Source organism: Rheinheimera pacifica (assembly GCF_024809855.1).
Taxonomy (GTDB): Bacteria; Pseudomonadota; Gammaproteobacteria; order Enterobacterales; family Alteromonadaceae; genus Alishewanella; species Alishewanella pacifica_A.
In genome coordinates this window covers 21473-39025 of the sequence record NZ_JANUEM010000020.1, presented here as the reverse complement: position 1 = coordinate 39025, position 17553 = coordinate 21473, and the positions used below count along the sequence as shown (strand labels likewise).

Annotated in this window: 18 protein-coding genes; 7 read left to right on the top strand and 11 right to left on the bottom strand. The window is 47.1% G+C overall.

The features are described from left to right. Positions 1-3: 3 nt before the first annotated feature. The gene (locus M2404_RS18775; protein WP_259241389.1) at positions 4-510 is read left to right on the top strand and encodes a hypothetical protein; all 507 of its coding nucleotides are present in this window, start codon (positions 4-6) and stop codon (positions 508-510) included. 303 nt (positions 511-813) lie between these two features. Here M2404_RS18775 and M2404_RS18770 read toward each other — a convergent pair whose 3' ends face one another. After that, entirely contained in the window at positions 814-2073 is a 1260-nt protein-coding gene (locus M2404_RS18770) for a glycosyltransferase family 2 protein (protein WP_259241388.1), read from the bottom strand. 233 nt (positions 2074-2306) lie between these two features. Here M2404_RS18770 and M2404_RS18765 point away from each other — a divergent pair, with 233 nt between their 5' ends. Then, complete coding sequence (locus M2404_RS18765; RefSeq protein WP_259241387.1) at positions 2307-3134, top strand: glycosyltransferase family 2 protein; 828 nt, start codon at positions 2307-2309, stop codon at positions 3132-3134. Between the two features lie 203 nt (positions 3135-3337). Here M2404_RS18765 and M2404_RS18760 read toward each other — a convergent pair whose 3' ends face one another. From M2404_RS18760 to pseB, 10 genes are all read right to left on the bottom strand, one after another. Further along, positions 3338-4024 (bottom strand): PEP-CTERM sorting domain-containing protein, encoded by a 687-nt coding sequence (locus tag M2404_RS18760; protein ID WP_259241386.1) that lies wholly within the window; start codon positions 4022-4024, stop codon positions 3338-3340. Positions 4025-4158: 134 nt separating this feature from the next. Further along, a complete protein-coding gene (locus M2404_RS18755) occupies positions 4159-4875 on the bottom strand; it encodes an SDR family NAD(P)-dependent oxidoreductase (RefSeq protein ID WP_259241385.1) in 717 nt (238 codons plus the stop codon). After that, positions 4868-6151: an AMP-binding protein gene (locus M2404_RS18750; RefSeq protein WP_259241383.1), complete on the bottom strand. Its 1284-nt coding sequence runs from the start codon at positions 6149-6151 to the stop codon at positions 4868-4870. Before M2404_RS18750 ends, M2404_RS18755 begins: the two co-directional genes overlap by 8 nt. After that, positions 6148-6414, bottom strand: a complete 267-nt coding sequence (locus M2404_RS18745) for an acyl carrier protein (RefSeq protein ID WP_259241381.1) — start codon at positions 6412-6414, stop codon at positions 6148-6150. The genes M2404_RS18750 and M2404_RS18745 overlap by 4 nt, the downstream gene beginning before the upstream one ends. 11 nt (positions 6415-6425) lie before the next feature. Beyond that, positions 6426-7013 carry a UDP-4-amino-4,6-dideoxy-N-acetyl-beta-L-altrosamine N-acetyltransferase gene (pseH, locus tag M2404_RS18740; RefSeq protein ID WP_259241378.1) on the bottom strand — a complete coding sequence of 196 codons (588 nt, stop codon included), beginning with the start codon at positions 7011-7013 and terminating at the stop codon, positions 6426-6428. A gap of 4 nt (positions 7014-7017) precedes the next feature. Continuing rightward, positions 7018-8067 (bottom strand): pseudaminic acid synthase, encoded by a 1050-nt coding sequence (gene pseI / locus M2404_RS18735; protein WP_259241377.1) that lies wholly within the window; start codon positions 8065-8067, stop codon positions 7018-7020. Then, the gene (pseG, locus tag M2404_RS18730) at positions 8054-9094 is read right to left on the bottom strand and encodes a UDP-2,4-diacetamido-2,4,6-trideoxy-beta-L-altropyranose hydrolase (protein WP_259241376.1); all 1041 of its coding nucleotides are present in this window, start codon (positions 9092-9094) and stop codon (positions 8054-8056) included. The genes pseI and pseG overlap by 14 nt, the downstream gene beginning before the upstream one ends. 1 nt (position 9095) lies before the next feature. After that, positions 9096-9794 carry a pseudaminic acid cytidylyltransferase gene (gene pseF, locus M2404_RS18725; protein WP_259241373.1) on the bottom strand — a complete coding sequence of 233 codons (699 nt, stop codon included), beginning with the start codon at positions 9792-9794 and terminating at the stop codon, positions 9096-9098. After that, positions 9791-10939, bottom strand: coding sequence for a UDP-4-amino-4,6-dideoxy-N-acetyl-beta-L-altrosamine transaminase (pseC, locus tag M2404_RS18720; protein ID WP_259241372.1), 1149 nt, complete (start codon positions 10937-10939; stop codon positions 9791-9793). The genes pseF and pseC overlap by 4 nt, the downstream gene beginning before the upstream one ends. Beyond that, positions 10936-11937 carry a UDP-N-acetylglucosamine 4,6-dehydratase (inverting) gene (gene pseB, locus M2404_RS18715; RefSeq protein ID WP_259241370.1) on the bottom strand — a complete coding sequence of 334 codons (1002 nt, stop codon included), beginning with the start codon at positions 11935-11937 and terminating at the stop codon, positions 10936-10938. Before pseB ends, pseC begins: the two co-directional genes overlap by 4 nt. A 201-nt stretch (positions 11938-12138) precedes the next feature. On the opposite strand from pseB, the gene M2404_RS18710 reads away from it, so the two are divergent. The 5 genes from M2404_RS18710 (at position 12139) to fliE (ending at position 17550) form a co-directional block, all read left to right on the top strand. After that, positions 12139-12933 (top strand): flagellin, encoded by a 795-nt coding sequence (locus M2404_RS18710; RefSeq protein WP_259241367.1) that lies wholly within the window; start codon positions 12139-12141, stop codon positions 12931-12933. A gap of 112 nt (positions 12934-13045) precedes the next feature. Then, a complete protein-coding gene (locus tag M2404_RS18705) occupies positions 13046-14497 on the top strand; it encodes a sigma-54 dependent transcriptional regulator (protein WP_259241366.1) in 1452 nt (483 codons plus the stop codon). A 120-nt stretch (positions 14498-14617) separates the two neighbouring features. Next, positions 14618-15721 carry a sensor histidine kinase gene (locus M2404_RS18700; protein WP_259241364.1) on the top strand — a complete coding sequence of 368 codons (1104 nt, stop codon included), beginning with the start codon at positions 14618-14620 and terminating at the stop codon, positions 15719-15721. A 6-nt stretch (positions 15722-15727) separates the two neighbouring features. Then, a complete protein-coding gene (locus M2404_RS18695; protein ID WP_259241361.1) occupies positions 15728-17098 on the top strand; it encodes a sigma-54-dependent transcriptional regulator in 1371 nt (456 codons plus the stop codon). Between the two features lie 116 nt (positions 17099-17214). After that, positions 17215-17550, top strand: a complete 336-nt coding sequence (fliE, locus tag M2404_RS18690; RefSeq protein ID WP_259241358.1) for a flagellar hook-basal body complex protein FliE — start codon at positions 17215-17217, stop codon at positions 17548-17550. Positions 17551-17553 lie beyond the last annotated feature (3 nt).

The following is a 17553-nucleotide window of genomic DNA, read 5'->3' as shown; positions in this document are numbered from 1 at the left end:
TTTATGAAGAATGTTATTTTGGCTTTAATTTTTACTTTTCCTATTTATTCCTATGCACAGAGCGGTAAAGCAATAATTAATAACTTTCAATCGTCAAACTATGGTCAAACAAATAGAATTGAATCTTTTATTTATCTTTCTAATATATCGGTTAGTTCAACAACTGTAAGGATTACATTTTATGATAAGAATGGCAGTGTTGTGACTGATGGTGATGATAGTAGCTTTGCTGGATTGTTGAGAGCGGAAAATGTTTCATCATATTCTGACAATAATTCAGAATATTCTTTGCAGTTTGTTTTAGGTTCCAATAAGTCAACTAGGGTTTCAATTATGAATCCTATAAATACTGATATTTATGGTTATGCTGTTGTTGAATGGATGAAAGAGGATGCCCAAGTACAGAGTCTTGCTTCATATTCTTTGATTGGGCACTCATATGGTTACAGAGTATATAATGGCTCAACCGGTTATTACTCAATCCCCATAAATAATGGGGAACCATTTTAGAATTTAGTATTATCTGAACTTTAAGAGAAGACGTAACATGGGGATTGGATCTGATAATGCTGACAACTAGCTTGAAAAACGCCGACAGTGCCAGATAGATAAATAGAGTATGTCAGTGCGTCTGGAATTATGTCTGGGATTGCCAGAATAGTAGTTGAATGAACGTCAATTGGAGCATAATATTTTACTCACTGGGCAGGTGCATGGCTAAGACGAGTCAATCAGTAATTGCAGCTTTTGATGCAGATAGCACGCAACCATGCCAAAGCAACGTTGCGCTATCTGCTGCTTTATATTACTTTTTCACAAGCATAAAGTTTTGATTTGTTCTTTTTTAAAACCAAGGGTAAGTAAACTGGCCAGAATTTCTTTGTCCCATTGCGAGGCAATAATAATCAGTGAGTTGTCAGGGATTTCTTTCGGAGATAGTACTGTAATATCACCCACTGACGTTCCCCATTTACCTTCTGCAGAGTCGGCATAAAAACTAACAGAGACTTGATTATGCTGACACAGTTTTACAAAGTCTTTTCCTTTATTACCAGTGCCATAGACAACTAGTGGGGCTAAAATCAGTTTTAGTTCTGCATAACATTCTGCTGACAGACCGAGCTGTCTGGTGTATTTATAAGTGCATATGGCATCCTGATGACGATACTGAACTCTCCCAAATTCTTGATAGAGAACCCGAAGTGAGCTGCAATGTTGTTCGGATAGATTTGCTCGCAGCTGCTGTATCCCATCTGCGGTGTGCCACTTGTGTAGTTCAGCGACGTAACCAGGATGTTTAGCTTTGATATAGTCTAGACCTTGTTCCTGCTTTTTCTGCTTTACAGTTAAATGATTAACGCTTTTGGCAAAGTCGTGGCGCAGTATCGCAAAGGGTAGATAAAGTTGCTGTGTTTGTTTAACACCTTTAGCTTGTAATCGAAGGGCAAGATCTATGCCGCCATGGCCAAAATTAATTTGGTCATCCCAGCCACCAGCTTCAAAAAATGACTGCGCGTTGTAGGAGCTGTTGCCCTCAAGCGTGGAGTACAAGGGAAATACAGTCTGGCCGTGGTAATAATGCTGCGGTAACTCATTAGCAGGGTTTTCTGGTAGTAGTGGCAAATAGACCCCTCGGATAGCAACGGTTTCAGGTATTAACTGATGCATACGTAAATGCGCTTTTACTAAGTCCTGATCAGCAACTCCATCGTCTTCCAGAAACAATAGGATAGGTGTGCTTGCAAACAGAGCTCCAATATTTCGGGCTAGATAAGCCCCCGTATTTCGTTTCAAACGGATAAAATGATGGCAATGTGGCTTGACCCAGCCTAGTTCGCTATCCACGCTACCGTTATCGACAAAAATCAGCTCAAAAGCTTGGCAACTTTGCCGAGAGAGGGCTGCAATCGCATCGGATAGCAAAGGGTTTATTTGCCAGCAGATTATGATGACAGAAACAAAAGGCTGAGAAATAGCTTGTTTATAACTTGTATGAGATTCAAAATCAGGTTGATATAAAGCTGTTTTGTAACTCCAGTTGCGCTCTTGCAGTTTGCTGATTAGTATGTCCATACTTATTTCCTGTTACAACAGTTTTAAAGTTTGATGCTAACATATTGATTTTTATTTTATTTGTCGCTCAATAGGGTATAAACTTTAGCAAAGTAAGAATCGCCTGAAGTTGTTAAACAGCCCAAATAGATAGTGTACTGGCTAGATACATTTTTGGGAAAGGTTTTGCTTCGTTTACTTTTTCAGTATTTCTACCCATTTGGGTTAAAGTGTTTGTAACAGGGATATTTTCTATGCCTCGAGTAACTATCGCAATACCGATGTTCAACGAATCTCAGTTTATCCGAGATTCCGTTCTATCTGCGTTAAATCAGGGATTTCAGGATGTTGAAGTTGTGGTTTATGATAATGCTTCTACTGATGGTAGTGTGGAGGAGATAGAGGGGCTGCCATCTCTTAAGGTTGTTAGACACGCAGAAAATATTGGTGCACTTAACAATTTCAAGCATGCTTTTCTTAGTAGCGAAAGTGAATATTTCATGTGGCTTGGTGCGCATGATGTGATATCTGTTAACTATGTCGAGAATGCTGTCAGTTTTTTACATGAAAACTCAGATTTTACAGCTGCTTTTTCACAGTGTTATAGGATTGATGCTGCAGGCAAGTTAGAGCGCGAACTGACAGAGTCCTATTATGATTTCACTCAGGATAATGTAGTGGAACGTTATTTGTATTCAGTTTTTAGCTTAGTGAATTGTACTTGTGTGCATAGCTTATTTCGACGGGACAGTCTAAATAACTTCACATGGCCAGTTGCTCCTGCCTGCGATAAAGTAATGCTTAGCCATATATTATCTACAGGAAAGATGGCTTTTCTGAAAGATTCAGCTTATTACCGTCGTTACTTCGACAATAGAACTGGAATAAATGACAGTGCTCGCATGAAAAGAATTGCAGGAAGTACTGCTGATGTAAATCTCAGCTACGCTGATTTGATTAAAGAGTATTGTAATGACTTCCGGCGTTGCTTTCATTCCGATAATGTTAGCCGTGAACTTGATATAGGTGCTTTAGCTATACAAGCTTTTCTGAAGAAACGATATGCTGCTGATCTAAAGTAAAGTTGCATTTACACTGTATTTTATAGAATTTTTTAGCTAGATAAAATAATATAATAACCTGAAATACCTTAATGGGATGACAAGCATTATATTTTATAATGCTTGTCATATTCAGACTTGGCTTAACTGTAACTGTATGTTCTATTTATTTAGTGAGAGAGTTTTAATTTGTACACCGTAACCCACTTATGATAACTAACTTTTCACTGGGGAACCGAGTTAGTAGATTTCCGTCTAAATAATAATAATCCCATTAAGCCAAAGGAAAATATTCCTACGTAAGACGGCTCGGGAACCGCATAACTATCGCCACTGAACCGTACGTTATCCAAAGAAACAGTCTCTGCGCCAGATCGCCAGTCTCCTAGTATTCGGATTTGAGTGACTGAGGATAAAATTGATGTAAATTCAGCCAAACTTGCTGTTTTTCCTCCCAGCAACCAATCGTCTGGAGTCAATTGGAATTGTAATGTAGTCCATTGTCCTGCTCTAATGTCACCGATGATGTTGCCAACTTTCAGCTTGGTTTGTAACTCTCCGTCAAGACCCATAATCGTCGCAATTGAATAGTCTAATATGGGGTTACTAACGCTACTTAGCCTGATATCAAAAGAGAAAACTCCATTTAGAAATTCACTTAAATCACCGTTAAACTTATTCGGAGCTATAAACCAATCTACAGTTCCTCTTGCGGCATCTTGTATATAGATATAGCCGTCAGGGTTTCCGTTGCTGCTACTGTATCTTAACGACGATCCGCTGTCTCCTATACGTCCCCATCCCTCAGTGTTATAGTCAAAAGAAGATTCTATCGTAATTGGAGCAGCAAGACATTTTCCTGACCACATTATAAGAAAGACAATAACAGCAGGTAGTGATTTTAAAATCATAACTATTCCTTTAAATAACTTATTTCATTACCCATAATTAGGTACTGATTTCATGCAAATAAACTGCCAACCTTGAAATTGGTTGAGTTTTTAAAGGTCTCGTCGAAATGTTATCTAAAACATGGAAAACAGGGTTAAGCCGTACTACCAGCATCAACAGTAATGGTAGTGCCTGTTATCGCTGCCGCTTGTTCACTCAATAGGTATAACACAGCACTTGCCGCATCATCCGGTGTTGCCAACCGGCCCAGTGGGCTGCGCCGCTTTACACTCTCCAGCTTGTCACCTTGCAAGCTGCTGGTCATTTCGGTTTGCATATAGCCTGGTGCTACGCAGTTTACCGTGATGCCTGCTTTGCCCACTTCACGTGCTAATGATTTTGTAAAGCCTTCCAGTGCCGCTTTACTGGCGGCGTATACGCTTAAGCCGTTAAAACCAGTACGGGCGATAATCGACGAAATATTGACGATACGGCCGCTCTGGTTTAACAACATTGGCCTTAACAGGTATTTGCTAAGCAAGATAGGTGCCTGAATGTTCAGATTAAGTAGGCTATTTATCTCAGTGTTGTGCATGGTAGCCAGCACGCCGTCATAACCAACAGCAGCGTTGTTAATCAGCGCATAAGGCCGGCCGTATTGCTTGGTTAGTTCGCTGCAAAGGGTGGGGATCTTGTCCAGTTCAGATAAATCTGCAGCATAAAAGTGTAAGCCATGCTGTTGTAATTGTGTTAGCTCTTTGCTTTGGGTTCTGGCCAGCGCAAGCACACTATAGTCAGCCTGCAGCAACTGGCGGCATATTGCCAGGCCTAAGCCACGGCTGGCACCGGTAACAATGACTAATTTACTCATGAGCCTCCTTTACATCAGCCTTACGGCTTAACTTACCGGTTGCATTGGTTGCTAAGTTGCTGACAATATTAAACCGGGCTGGCCACTGATAACGTTCCAGTTGCTGCTGGCAGTGCTGCAGTAGCAATACTTGCAGTGTTTTACTGTCATTACTGCTGTCGGCAACGATATCTGCAATAACTAGCTGGCCTAATACGCTGCTGGTTTTGCCATACACTTTTGCCTGATGCACTGCCGGGTGCTGCAACAACACTTGCTCTACCTGCTCAGGGTGTACTTTATTGCCGCCAACATTGATAACACCACTGGCCCGGCCGAGAAAGATAACTCTGTCTTGCACAATAGCGACTAAATCGCCGCTGTCCAGATAGCCATCGCTATCAACGGCGGATGCCAGGCGGGTATCAGGCAGCTGTGGCGGTTTTAACCATAAATGTTGGTTGGCGTCTATTTTAAGAAACAGGTCGCTGTGGCATTGATTTAACCAACTGACCGGAAAGCCTGCATGTTTATCGGCAACAGCAAAGCCCACACCGGCTTCGGTGGAGGCGTAGATATGCAGCAATCGGGAAGCCGGAAATAACGCGGCAAGTGTATCAAGCAGCGGTTGGTCGGCAATTTCGCCGCCCAGCGTTATTTGTTGTAATGGCAGCGTGCTTAGTTGTCCGGTCATTAGTAACTGACGCCATAAAGATGGCGTGGCCGAAATTGCTGTAATGGTATGCTGCTGCATCAGGTTGATACGCTGCTGCGTGTCACTGCTGCTGCAGTCGGTTATTACCGCGCCGGATAATAAACTTTGTAACAGCACTTGTAAGCCGGCAAAGCGGGTTGGTTGATAACATAATGCCCAGCGTAGCGCCGTGCTTTGTGCAGAGGTTTTAGCAGCGCGGCTTAAGCTGGTAAATGAATGCGCTATCCATTTGGGTGTGCCGGTAGTACCGGATGTCGCCAGATACCAGCGGGTTGGCTCTGCTGTGGGCGTTACAGTTGTGGCAGTAGTGTTTTGAGGCCAGCGTATAACTTGCTCTGGCAGTTGCAGGTCGTTATCCGGTAGCAGATATAGTGAGCTGCACCAGCCATCGAACGCCAACAAGGCACAGGTAAAGGTGTTTAGATCTGTATAGCTAAGGGCAATAGCCTGATGTTGCAGTGCCGGATATTGCTGCCTGAGTTGCAGTGCTTGCGCTATCAGCTGCGAATAGCTGATATCAGCACCAGCGCTGATGGCAATGGTGTTATAGTTTGTTTGTTGCAGCCGCTGCAGCAGGCTCATTGGTTCTGGTTGCCGCCTGCCAGCGCCTGGCGATAAACGCTGACAAATTCGGCGAAAGTACGAGGATATACTGCAATTTGCATCTGGCTGAATGGATCTATACCCAGATCCTCTTCCAGTTGCGCGACCAACATAGCAAAACCCAGTGAGTCGAGCCCGCTTTGCAGCAGTACCGTGTCATCGGTGATGTTATCAATCAACTGGCAGTTTGCGATCATGGCAACCTGCTCCAGCGTTTGGCGAATAGTATGTTCCAGTTCCACGTTAAAACCTGCTACTGAGTAAATTGAATTAAGGCAGCCGCTGCAGCAATTTGCTTTGGCAACCGCGCTAAAACAGCATCGCGGTTGGCACGCCAGTCGGCCAGCGGGTAATGAAATGCCTTTACATGGTAAGGCTGATTATCTCTGAGCTTGCCCGGCAAATCGAGTAAAGGCTGATAACCAAACAACTTGTGCATTTTTAGCACGCTTTGGTTAAAAGACAGTACTTCCGCATATAGGCTGTGCTGTGCACTTTGCATCGCTGCATAGTCCAGTGCGGCAATCTCCAGCAAGAGGCCTGAGCCTGGCCAGACATTAGTTTCACCCAGATAACAGCCCCATTCCAGCACACCGCTACTGCGCTGGTTAAAGTTAAGCACACCTATTGGCCGTTGATGCTGATAAAGCACAAAGAAGTTACGGCTTAAATCATGCTGCAGCTTTTCAAACCAAGCCAGGTGTTCAGGCCAGCTAATCGGTGTGTCATTGTGCATATTACGTCTGATATCTGGCTGGTTACGCCACTGCCATACCTGCTTAAGCTCAGCCTCGGTCAGTGGGCGAAACTCGCTGGCAGGATACTGCTTAGCTGCCACCATAGTGCTACAGATACTCCCAACTCATCGCGGTGCCTTTGGCCGCAGCTTTTTTTACCGGTTTGCCCAGTAACATAGGCAGATATTTGGGCTCTAAACCAAAGCCGGGGCGCACTGAGCGCAGGTTAGATTTGGTGAAAATATCACCGGCCTGCATATCTTCGGCAATGTATAACGAACGGCGGTATTTACGCGAGGCTTGCTCTTTGTCTGTGCCGCCGTACGTTACTTTACCCAGTGCTACCGCTGCACGCTTGCACTCCTGCACCAGCGCGGAAAATTCATCGGGCTCAAGCGAAAACTCGGCGTCAACACCGCCTTCGCTTCTGTCTAACACAAAGTGTTTTTCAATCACTGTTGCGCCCAGCACCACACTGGCAACGGCAACACCGATACCGGCAGTATGGTCAGACAAACCAACCTGACAATTAAACAGCTGGGCTAAATGTGGGATTGTCACCAGATTGGCATCAACTGGATCGGCCGGGTAGTGGCTGGTACATTTTAGCAAAATAAGCTCTTTGCAGCCGTGTTTACGCAGTACCTCTACTGATTCGGCCAGCTCGGTTTGTGTAGCCATTCCGGTAGACATAATCACCGGTTTGCCGGTTTCAGCTACTGCTGCCAGCAGCGCATGATCGCTGTTTTCAAATGAGGCAATTTTATAGCAGGGTACATTTAACTGTTCGAGATATTCTACAGCCGCCTGATCAAAAGGCGTGCTAAACGCCAGCATGCCGTGTTGTCTGGCACGATCAAAAATAGCCTGATGCCAATCCCAGGGGGTCATGGCCAGTTGATACAACTGATACAGTGATTTGCCCTGCCATAAGTTGCCCGGATCCTGAATCACAAAGTCACCACTGCGGATATCCAGCGTCATGCTGTCGGCAGTGTAGGTTTGTATTTTTATCGCATCGGCACCACAGGCTGCTGCTGCGTCTACCATCGCCAGTGCTTTATCCAGCGACTGATCATGGTTACCTGATAGTTCAGCAATGATAAATGGCGTTTCACCCGGTCCTATGGCGCGCTGGCCCAGTTTAATTATTGCCATTTAATCCTCGTACTAAAGCAAGTATCTGTTGTGCTACTAACGGTGTGCCAGCGTCTGCCGGTACAACACCGGCAGCGCTCTGGCTTATTTTATCTAACAGTGCCGGTTGGGACAGGTAATAGCATAGTTGCTCTGCAAAGAACTCTGCTGACATTTCAGCAGCCTGACCCAACCAGACACAAGCGCCAAGCTGATCCAGATAAGCCGTTGTCGCCTGCTGATTTTCGGCAACGGTAACAACCAGACCCGGCAGGGCGCAAATACACCTCTCCCAATGGCTGGCACCACCGGCACCAAGCATGAGTCGTGCGCGGTACATCAGGGTTGCCATATAGTTACATTGCACATGTAACTGCACATTGGGCAGGCATGCTACTTGCTGTTCAATCGCAGCACGCCACGGATTATTTGCCCCTATTACTATATCGGCTGTAAACCGCTCTGGCTTTAATTGTTGTAGCGCTTTAATTGCCAGGGAGGTTAAATTTTGCTCGTCACTGCCGCCAAAGCCAATCAGAATGTGATTAGGCTGGCGATGTTTTACCGGCTGATAAAATTCTGGCCGTAACAGGGCAAAGCGTGGCCCAAGCAATATTTTACAATGCGCAGGTACTAACTCAGCATAGCGTTGCTCAGCTTGTGGTAGCAGGTTTTGATCAAGCAGCATATCGCAGTCATGTTGCCGGTTAGCCAGATCGTCAATCACCATAATATGTTCACAGCACTGGCGCATAGCCGAGCAATATTGCTGCGCCAGTGCGTAGTGATCAACTACCAGCAACGGGTAGTTTTGCGTAAGTTGCTGCAGTGTTCCGGTGGCGTCCTGTTGCTCGTCAGTTGCGCGGGTAAGAATATAAAGCGGGTACCCTTGCTGACGAATCACATCGTGCAGATTGCCATCGGTCTGACGACAGACAAAATGACATTCAGCCCCCAGCTCTGTTAGCTTTTGTGCCAATGCCAGACAACGCATTACATGGCCGGAGCCTATTCTGACTGAAGCATCAGCACGAAACAGGATCTTCATGTTATGGCGCTTCTTGTTGCAGCAACTGATATAAAAGTTCAGCGCGACGCCAGTCTTCCGGTGTATCGATATCCTGTACCAGATGATCTGGCAGCACCAGCATGCGTGAATTGGTACCAAAAATAGTTTTGCTGCTATCCAGCCAGGTGCTGGCTTTACCCCAGTAAAGCTGGCCTGCATCGTGATAAGCCGGGGGTAAGTCCTGCGAGCGTTTGCTTATGCTGTGTGGGTCAAACGGCGCTACGCCACCGCTTGCGGTCATTACCAGAGCACGTTGGATCGGAAATGAAAAACGGGCACTGGTAAATACATAGTCTGCGCCGGTTTGCTGCAGTTGTTGCAGGCCGTCGCGGATGAGTGCAGCGCTTAATAACGGCGTAGTAGCGTATAAGCAGGCGCATTCGTCTAACTGCCAGCCGATGGCTTGTAACTGTTGTATTGCATCGCGGATCACGGCACTGGTGCCGGTATGATCATCGGCAAGTTCGTTACTGCGTCTGAACGGTGTTTCTGCACCATAGTGCTGTGCTATAGCGGCTATTTCTGCATCATCGGTAGACACAACCACCTTGTCTACTACACCGCTATTTAGTGCCGCTTTAATGGGATAAGCCAGCATAGGCTGGCCACAGAAGTCGTTAATGTTTTTGCGTGGTATGCGCTTACTGCCGCCACGCGCCGGAATAATGGCTACTCTCACTGCAACAATTCCGCCAGTGTATCGGCAATATATTGCTGTTGCTCGCCGCTGAGCTCAGGAAACATTGGCAGGCTGATAATACGCTCGTAAAAATCTTCGGCAACAGGAAAATCGCCCCAGTCGAAGCCCAGTTGCTGGTAGTACGGCTGGGTATGGATGGGAATATAATGCACATTTACCCCAATGCCTGCGTCACGCAAACCGTCAAATACCGCTTTGCGCCTGGTTTTGTCATCCAGGCGGATAATATATAAGTGCCAGGCGCTGATATTAATATCATCCAGCGCTGGCAAACCAAGCGGCAGGTCGGTCAGCAAGCGGTCATAGTTAGCTGCCAGCAACTGACGCTTTTGAATAATAGGTAATAAACGCAGGCTTTGGCTTAACCCCAGCGCGGCCTGAATGTCGGTCATGCGGTAGTTAAAACCCAACAGCAATTGCTGATAATACCAGGCACCATGGGCAGGCTCGGTCATCAGGTTTTCGTCGCGGCTAATGCCGTGGCTGCGTAGCAGGCGCATTCTATCGGCCAGCTCTGAGTTGTTAGTCAGTGCCAATCCGCCTTCAGCGGTAGTAATAATTTTTACCGGATGAAAGCTGAATACCGTAATATCGCTGTAACGGCAGTTGCCTACCGGCTCATCCTGGTAACTTGCACCAACAGCATGTGAGGCGTCTTCAATAACGCTAAAACCAAACTCATTGGCCAGATAATGTATCTGCTGCATATCACAGCTGGCACCGGCTAAATGCACCGGTATTACCACTTGCGGCAGGTTGTCATTGCTACGGGCCAGTTCCAGCTTTTGTCGTAACTTATCTATCGCCATATTGCCGCTGTCGGGTTCAATATCAACAAAATCGACATCGGCGCCGCAGTAACGTGCGCCATTAGCTGAGGCAACAAAACTGACTGGAGACGTCCAGACTCTGCTGCCGGGGCTAACGCCAAGTGCCAAACAGGCAATATGCAAAGCCGAGGTAGCACTATTTACTGCTACAGCATGCTGCGCCGTTGTCAGTTCACAAAAGCGTTGCTCAAAAGCAGGTACGGTCGGCCCCTGGGTTAAAAAGTCACTTTGCAGTACCTGTGTTACTGCATCAATATCTGCCTGGCTAATATGCTGACGGCCATAGGGGATCACAGCATTGCTTCCTGATTAAACTGACGCATCTGGTCAACACTAAGAAAATCCGGGTTGCTGTCAGACACATATTCAAAACCCGGTGTAACCAGTTTGCCTTGCTCCAGCAATGCATTGCTGGAGAAATCATTGCTACGGTTAAAAAACTTAATTGCCGGGGCAATGACGAAGTGATCAGCAAACTCGTAAGTGTGATAAGACATATCGCCCGGACACATCATTTCATGTAATTTCTCACCGGGGCGAATGCCCACCTCTTTTACGGGTAAATGCGGGGCCATGGCTTTGGCTAAATCGACAATACGGATAGAGGGAATTTTCGGCACAAAAATTTCACCGCCAAGCATACGCTCAAAGTTTTTTAATACGAAATTGACACCTTGCTGCAGGCTGATCCAGAACCTTGTCATTTCAAGGTGGGTAACCGGAATATGATCATGCTTTTTATCAATCAGCTGTTGAAAAAATGGCACCACTGAACCACGCGAACCGACTACATTACCGTAGCGTACTACCGAGAAGCGCGGTTTGGCACCGCCGGAGATGTTATTAGCAGCGATAAACAGCTTATCGGAAGCCAGCTTAGTAGCGCCGTATAAGTTAACGGGGTTAGCGGCTTTATCGGTAGACAGTGCAATGACTTTTTCTACACCATTTTCTATCGCCGCGTTGATCACATGTTCAGCGCCGTTAATATTGGTTTTAATGCATTCCATCGGGTTATATTCGGCTGCAGGTACCTGTTTTAGCGCTGCCGCGTGGATAACGTAATCCACGCCGTGCATTGCCCGCACCAGCCGGTGTTCATCACGCACATCGCCGATAAAATAGCGCATACAGCTTTGGTTAAACTTTTGCTGCATTTCGTACTGTTTTAGCTCGTCACGGGAGTAAATAATGATTTTTTTCGGCTTATAGCGTGCAAGCAGGGTTTCTGTGTACTTATGGCCAAATGAGCCGGTACCACCGGTAATTAAAATTGTTTTGCCGTTAAACATAAGCTGCTCCCGGGAACCACTTTTGTGCGAAATGCTGTTTAAAATGACATTAGCATAAACTGTGCCGCCAGAGCTAACATATTCAGTTCAAACACTTTAATACTAATATATTGGCTTAATTTTTGCGCAGGTTTAATTAATAGCGGTTTACCGTCGCTTTGACTAAACTATAACCAGTTTTAAACACAAATTGGTGCCAAGATGAAACTTAATACCCCCGGCAGTTTAAATACCTTAAACCAGGCCCAGTTACAGCAGGACAGCCTGTTAAAAAAGCTGGCTGCGGCAAAGCGTATTACCAGTGCTGCCGATGATGCAGCCGGTTTGCAAATAGCGAATCAGCTAAGCAGCAGTATTAATGGCAAAGGCCAGGGCGAGCGTAACCTGTATGATGGTGTGTCACTTGCGCGGGTTTATGAACAAGGCTTGCAGGGCATAAATGACAACCTTGGTGAGCTTAGCCGTTTGGCAGTCGCTGCCGGTAATGGTATTTACGGCGCACAGGAGCGCTCAGCGCTGCAGGCTGAAGCTGCGCAATATACCGCTAATATTCAGCAGGTTATTGATAGTACAGAATTTGCTGGTAAAAAGTTGTTTAATCAGGATGGCGCTTTAAGCTTTGGCACCGGCTCTGGCAGCCTCAGTTTCAGCACCGCAGATGTTGCGGCAGGTTTAACAGCACAGAATGTTTTTAGTATCGATTTAACTTCAGTTGACAGCGCTGCAGCGTCGCTGAGCAGTATTCAGCAGTCACGGGATTACATTAGTGCTTTACAGGCCGATGCGGGCGTGTCAATTAACAGCTTCAGCTCTGCGGCCAGTAATTTAAATGGCCAGCAAATTGCCGAGTCAGCGGCACGCAGCCGGATTGAAGATCTCGATTTTGCTCGCGCCAGCAGCAATAAGGTGGCTGCTGATATTCTTGCAAATACCTCCGTCAGCGTGGCTTTACAGGCCCGGATACAGCAACAACAAGCATTAAACCTGCTAAGTTAACCGGGCAAAATAACGCTATTTTTTTGACACAGTGTCAAGAAAATAGCGTTTTGCCTTGCAAGCTGGTCTATGAGAAGTACAATGCTATAAAAAGCATAATAAAAGCAGTGGCATGGTAAATAATCCTTTTCTGTATATCGTAGATGAACAAAGCAGCCGCAGCAGCCGGCTTAGTACGGTATTAAGTTTTATTAATGAGCCGCACCAGCTCCTGGATATGGCAACACTACAGATGCGGCTGGGTAATCAGGAGCCGGTAGTGGTACTGCTTGGTGCTCTTGAAAGCCAACAGCATGCTGATCTTCTGTTGCGCTATCCGGCAACGGCGTTCTTACTGCTTGGTGAACCTCTGCAACCCCTGCTGCAATATGCTAATGCGGTGGGCTTGCTTAGTGAACCATTCTCTTATGCCTCTTTAACTCAGCTCTTACGTGACAGCCAGCAGTATCATCGCTTGTTACCACTGCAGCATAAACAGCAAAACACGGCCAAATTTGACGGTATGGTGGGTACCTCCGCCTCTATGCAGCAGGTTCGTTTTCTTATTCAGCAAGTGGCAAAAACCGAAGCTAATGTATTAGTGCTTGGCCCTTCAGGTACCGGCAAAGAAGTGGTAGCGCGTAATATTCACTTATTGTCTAACCGGGCGGGCGGGCCTTTTGTACCCATAAACTGTGGTGCTATACCGGCGGAACTACTGGAAAGTGAACTGTTTGGCCATGAAAAAGGCGCTTTTACCGGCGCTATTTCTACCCGCAAAGGCCGTTTTGAGCTGGCGCAGGGGGGGACACTGTTTTTAGATGAAATAGGCGATATGCCACTGAACATGCAGGTAAAGCTGCTAAGAGTATTACAGGAACGTACCTATGAGCGGGTAGGTGGCACCCAGCCTATTAAGGCTGATGTGCGCATTGTTGCTGCCACGCACCGTGATTTAGAGCACATGATTGCTGAGGGCAGTTTCCGTGAAGATCTGTACTACCGCTTAAATGTATTTCCTATTGAAACCCCTGCGCTTAACCAGCGCTGCGATGACATACCGCTGCTGATCAGCGAGTTGTTACAACGCCAGGAAAAATACAGCCAGGCCAAAGTCAAATTTACCGAATATGCTATGCAAAGCCTGCAACTGCACAGTTGGCCGGGTAATGTGCGCGAGCTGGCAAACTTGCTGGAGCGGATGGTTATTATGTACCCGGATCAGGTTGTTGATGTAGCCGAGTTGCCGTTTAAATACCGTCATCTGGATATTGAAAGCTATGTACCGCAATATCCTGAAAGTTTACAGGAACGTGATTTACTAAACGAAATGTTTCAGTCTGCAGATGATGGCGAAGACGACACTGATAGCGAAGGTTTTTTTGCCGTTGCCGATGGCCTGCAGGAATTACCCGATCAGGGGCTGGATTTAAAAGAATATCTGGCCGGGTTGGAAATCCGCTTTATATCCCAGGCTCTGGAGCGGCACGAGTTTGTTGTGGCCCGGGCTGCTGAAGTGCTGGGGCTGCGCCGTACCACGCTGGTAGAAAAAATGCGTAAGTATAACCTCGGTAAAGACGAATAATAATAGCCAGTAACTGCTAGTGTCAGCCTTTTGACACTGTAAGTGGCTAAAAATATTAAAGTTTATCTGGCATAATGCCTGCATTACCCCTTAGCGATAACGTAACGTTTAAGGGTAATTATGACAACGGCCAACGCATATGACTTTTCCTTGCGCACTTTGCCGGATACTGCAGCGGCAGCAGCCAGCGGGCGCAATGTACTGCAGTTATTGCCGCCAGCTCACTACGATGCCGTATTACAGGCTTTACCTGCCGCAGTGATCCTGCTGGACCAGCGTGGTGTAGTGTACCAGGCCAATCCGGCGGCAATAAATTTGTTGGGAGAGCCGCTTACCGGGCAGCGCTGGCTGGACGTTATCGGCCGTTGTTTTCGCCCGCGTAGCGATGATGGCCTGGAAGTATCCTTGCAGGATGGCCGGCGGGTTAAACTGCAAATAAGTACTTTGGCACAAAGTGGCGCCTCGCTGCAGGCGGGCCAGCTTATTATGCTGACTGATCTGACCGAAACCCGGCAATTACAAAGCCGCCTTAGCCATATGCAGCGTTTATCCACTCTGGGTAAGATGATGGCAACGTTAGCTCACCAAATCCGCACACCGTTATCGGCTGCTTTACTCTATGCGCAAAATCTGGCTAACCCAAGAGCCACTTTGCAGGTACAACAGCAGTTTCAGCAAAAGTTATTATCGCGTTTACAGGATTTAGAGCAGCAGGTCAGTGATATGCTGCTATTTGCCCGTTCTGGCAGTGCCCGGCAAGTTACCTCATTCTCACTTGGGGCTTTAATTGAGCAGTTAAACACCAGTATTGAAGCATTGCTGCTTCAGCATAATAGCCGTTTATCACTGGCCTGCAGTGATCCTGCGCTTTGTTTGCTGGGCAACCAGAATGCGCTGTGCGGAGCCTTGCAAAATCTTATTCAAAACAGTATTCAGGCAGCCGGGCCTGATACGCAAATACAGCTTGATATCATGCGCAGTGAACACCAGCACGATATGTTATTGCTGCGCCTTACCGATAACGGGCCGGGGGTGGCTGCGGCACTGCGCGACTCTCTGTTTGAACCCTTTGTTACGGGCCGGGCACAGGGCACCGGCCTGGGGCTTGCGGTGGTGCAGGCGGTAGCGCACTCGCATCATGGATCGGTGCAATATATTCCGACAGAGCAAGGCGCCTGCTTTGAAATGCTGCTGCCAATACAGCAGCCGGTTAGCGGGGAGTAACACCATATGAGCCAACATATATTATTGGTAGAAGACGACGCCGGTTTGCGCGAGGCCCTGCACGACACCCTATTGCTGGCGCAGTATCAGGTATGTGCAGTTGACAGTGCCGAGCAGGCCTTACTGACACTGAAACGCCAGACGGTACAATTGGTTATAAGCGATGTGCAAATGCAGGGGGCTTCAGGCCTTACGCTACTCAAAACCTTACGCGAGCAGTATCCGAATATTCCTGTACTGATGATGACAGCTTACGCCACGGTGCAGGCGGCGGTTGAGGCTATCCGACTGGGGGCAATTGATTATCTGGCAAAGCCATTTTCACCGGAAGTACTGCTTAATACTGTCAGCCGCTACGTTAGTGTTGAACCCGTAGCCAGTTTTGAACCCATAGTGGCTGCAGCATCCAGTAAACAGCTGCTGGCACTATGCGCTAAAGTTGCCCGCACCGAAGCCAGTGTAATGATTACCGGCCCCAGCGGCTCAGGCAAAGAAGTATTGGCCCGTTATATTCACCAGTTGTCCGAGCGCAGCGGTGGGCCCTTTGTAGCAATTAATTGCGCCGCCATTCCGGAAAATATGCTGGAATCCACTTTATTTGGTTACGAGAAAGGCGCTTTTACCGGCGCTATCGCAGGTTGCCCAGGCAAGTTTGAACAGGCCCAGCAAGGCACTATTTTGCTGGATGAAATAACAGAAATGGATTTAAATCTGCAGGCCAAATTATTGCGCGTGTTACAAGAGCGTGAAGTAGAGCGCTTGGGCGGTCGTAAAACCATTAAACTGGATGTCAGGGTATTGGCCACCAGTAACCGCAACCTGAAGCAAGCCGTAGAGCAGGGCCGGTTTCGGGAAGATTTATACTACCGGCTGAATGTATTTCCACTGAGCTGGCCGGCGCTATGCGAAAGGCCGGCCGATATCGTACCGCTGGCGCAGCACTTACTGCAGCGCCATTGCCAGGCAGCCGGGCGTGCTGTAGTGCATTTAACTGAAGCGGCAGCTTTGCAATTAACCCGCTATAGCTGGCCGGGCAATGTACGTGAGCTGGATAATGTAATACAGCGCGCTTTAATTATCTGCCAGAATGACAGTATTGAAGCTGATGACATTTTGCTGGAGCAAGCCGGTATGCAACTGCCGGTTCTGGCTGAGCATGAGATACCTGCACAGGTTACAAGCCTGGAGGCAGATGATGACGCTAATACCGGTTTTAAAGCCAGCGTACACGAGCAAGAGCATCGTATTATTCTGGCAACGATGAAAGCCTGTGCCAACCGGCGTAAAGACGTAGCCGAACGGCTAGGCATCAGTGATCGCACCCTGCGCTATAAACTGGCCCGTATGAAAGAGCATGGTATAGAGCTACCAGCCTGACATAAAACCCTCAAATTGAGGGTTTTTTCTATTAAATTCATATCATTAAAACTTGGCATAACTCCTGCTTTGCTTTGGCTAACCGTATTAGCAGCAAATTTTTGACAGGTGACGCTATGAATATCAAAGGGCAGGCCCTTTACGCCGAAATGCAGTCGCTGGCCAGCCAGGCCCGTGGCGTTGGCAGCGAGCTGAAGCTGAAAAATACCGCTGAAGTTAACCCCAGCCAGAGTGATTTTGGCAATATGCTGAAAAATGCCATTAGCAATGTAAACGCCTTGCAACAAGAAACCAGCCAGATGCGGACAGCGGTGGAAATGGGCGATCCTAATGTATCGCTGGCACAGGTAATGATTGCCAGCCAGAAATCCTCTCTGGCATTTGAAGCCACCTTGCAAGTACGTAACAAACTGGTAGAAGCCTACAAAGACATTATGTCGATGCCGGTATAACGG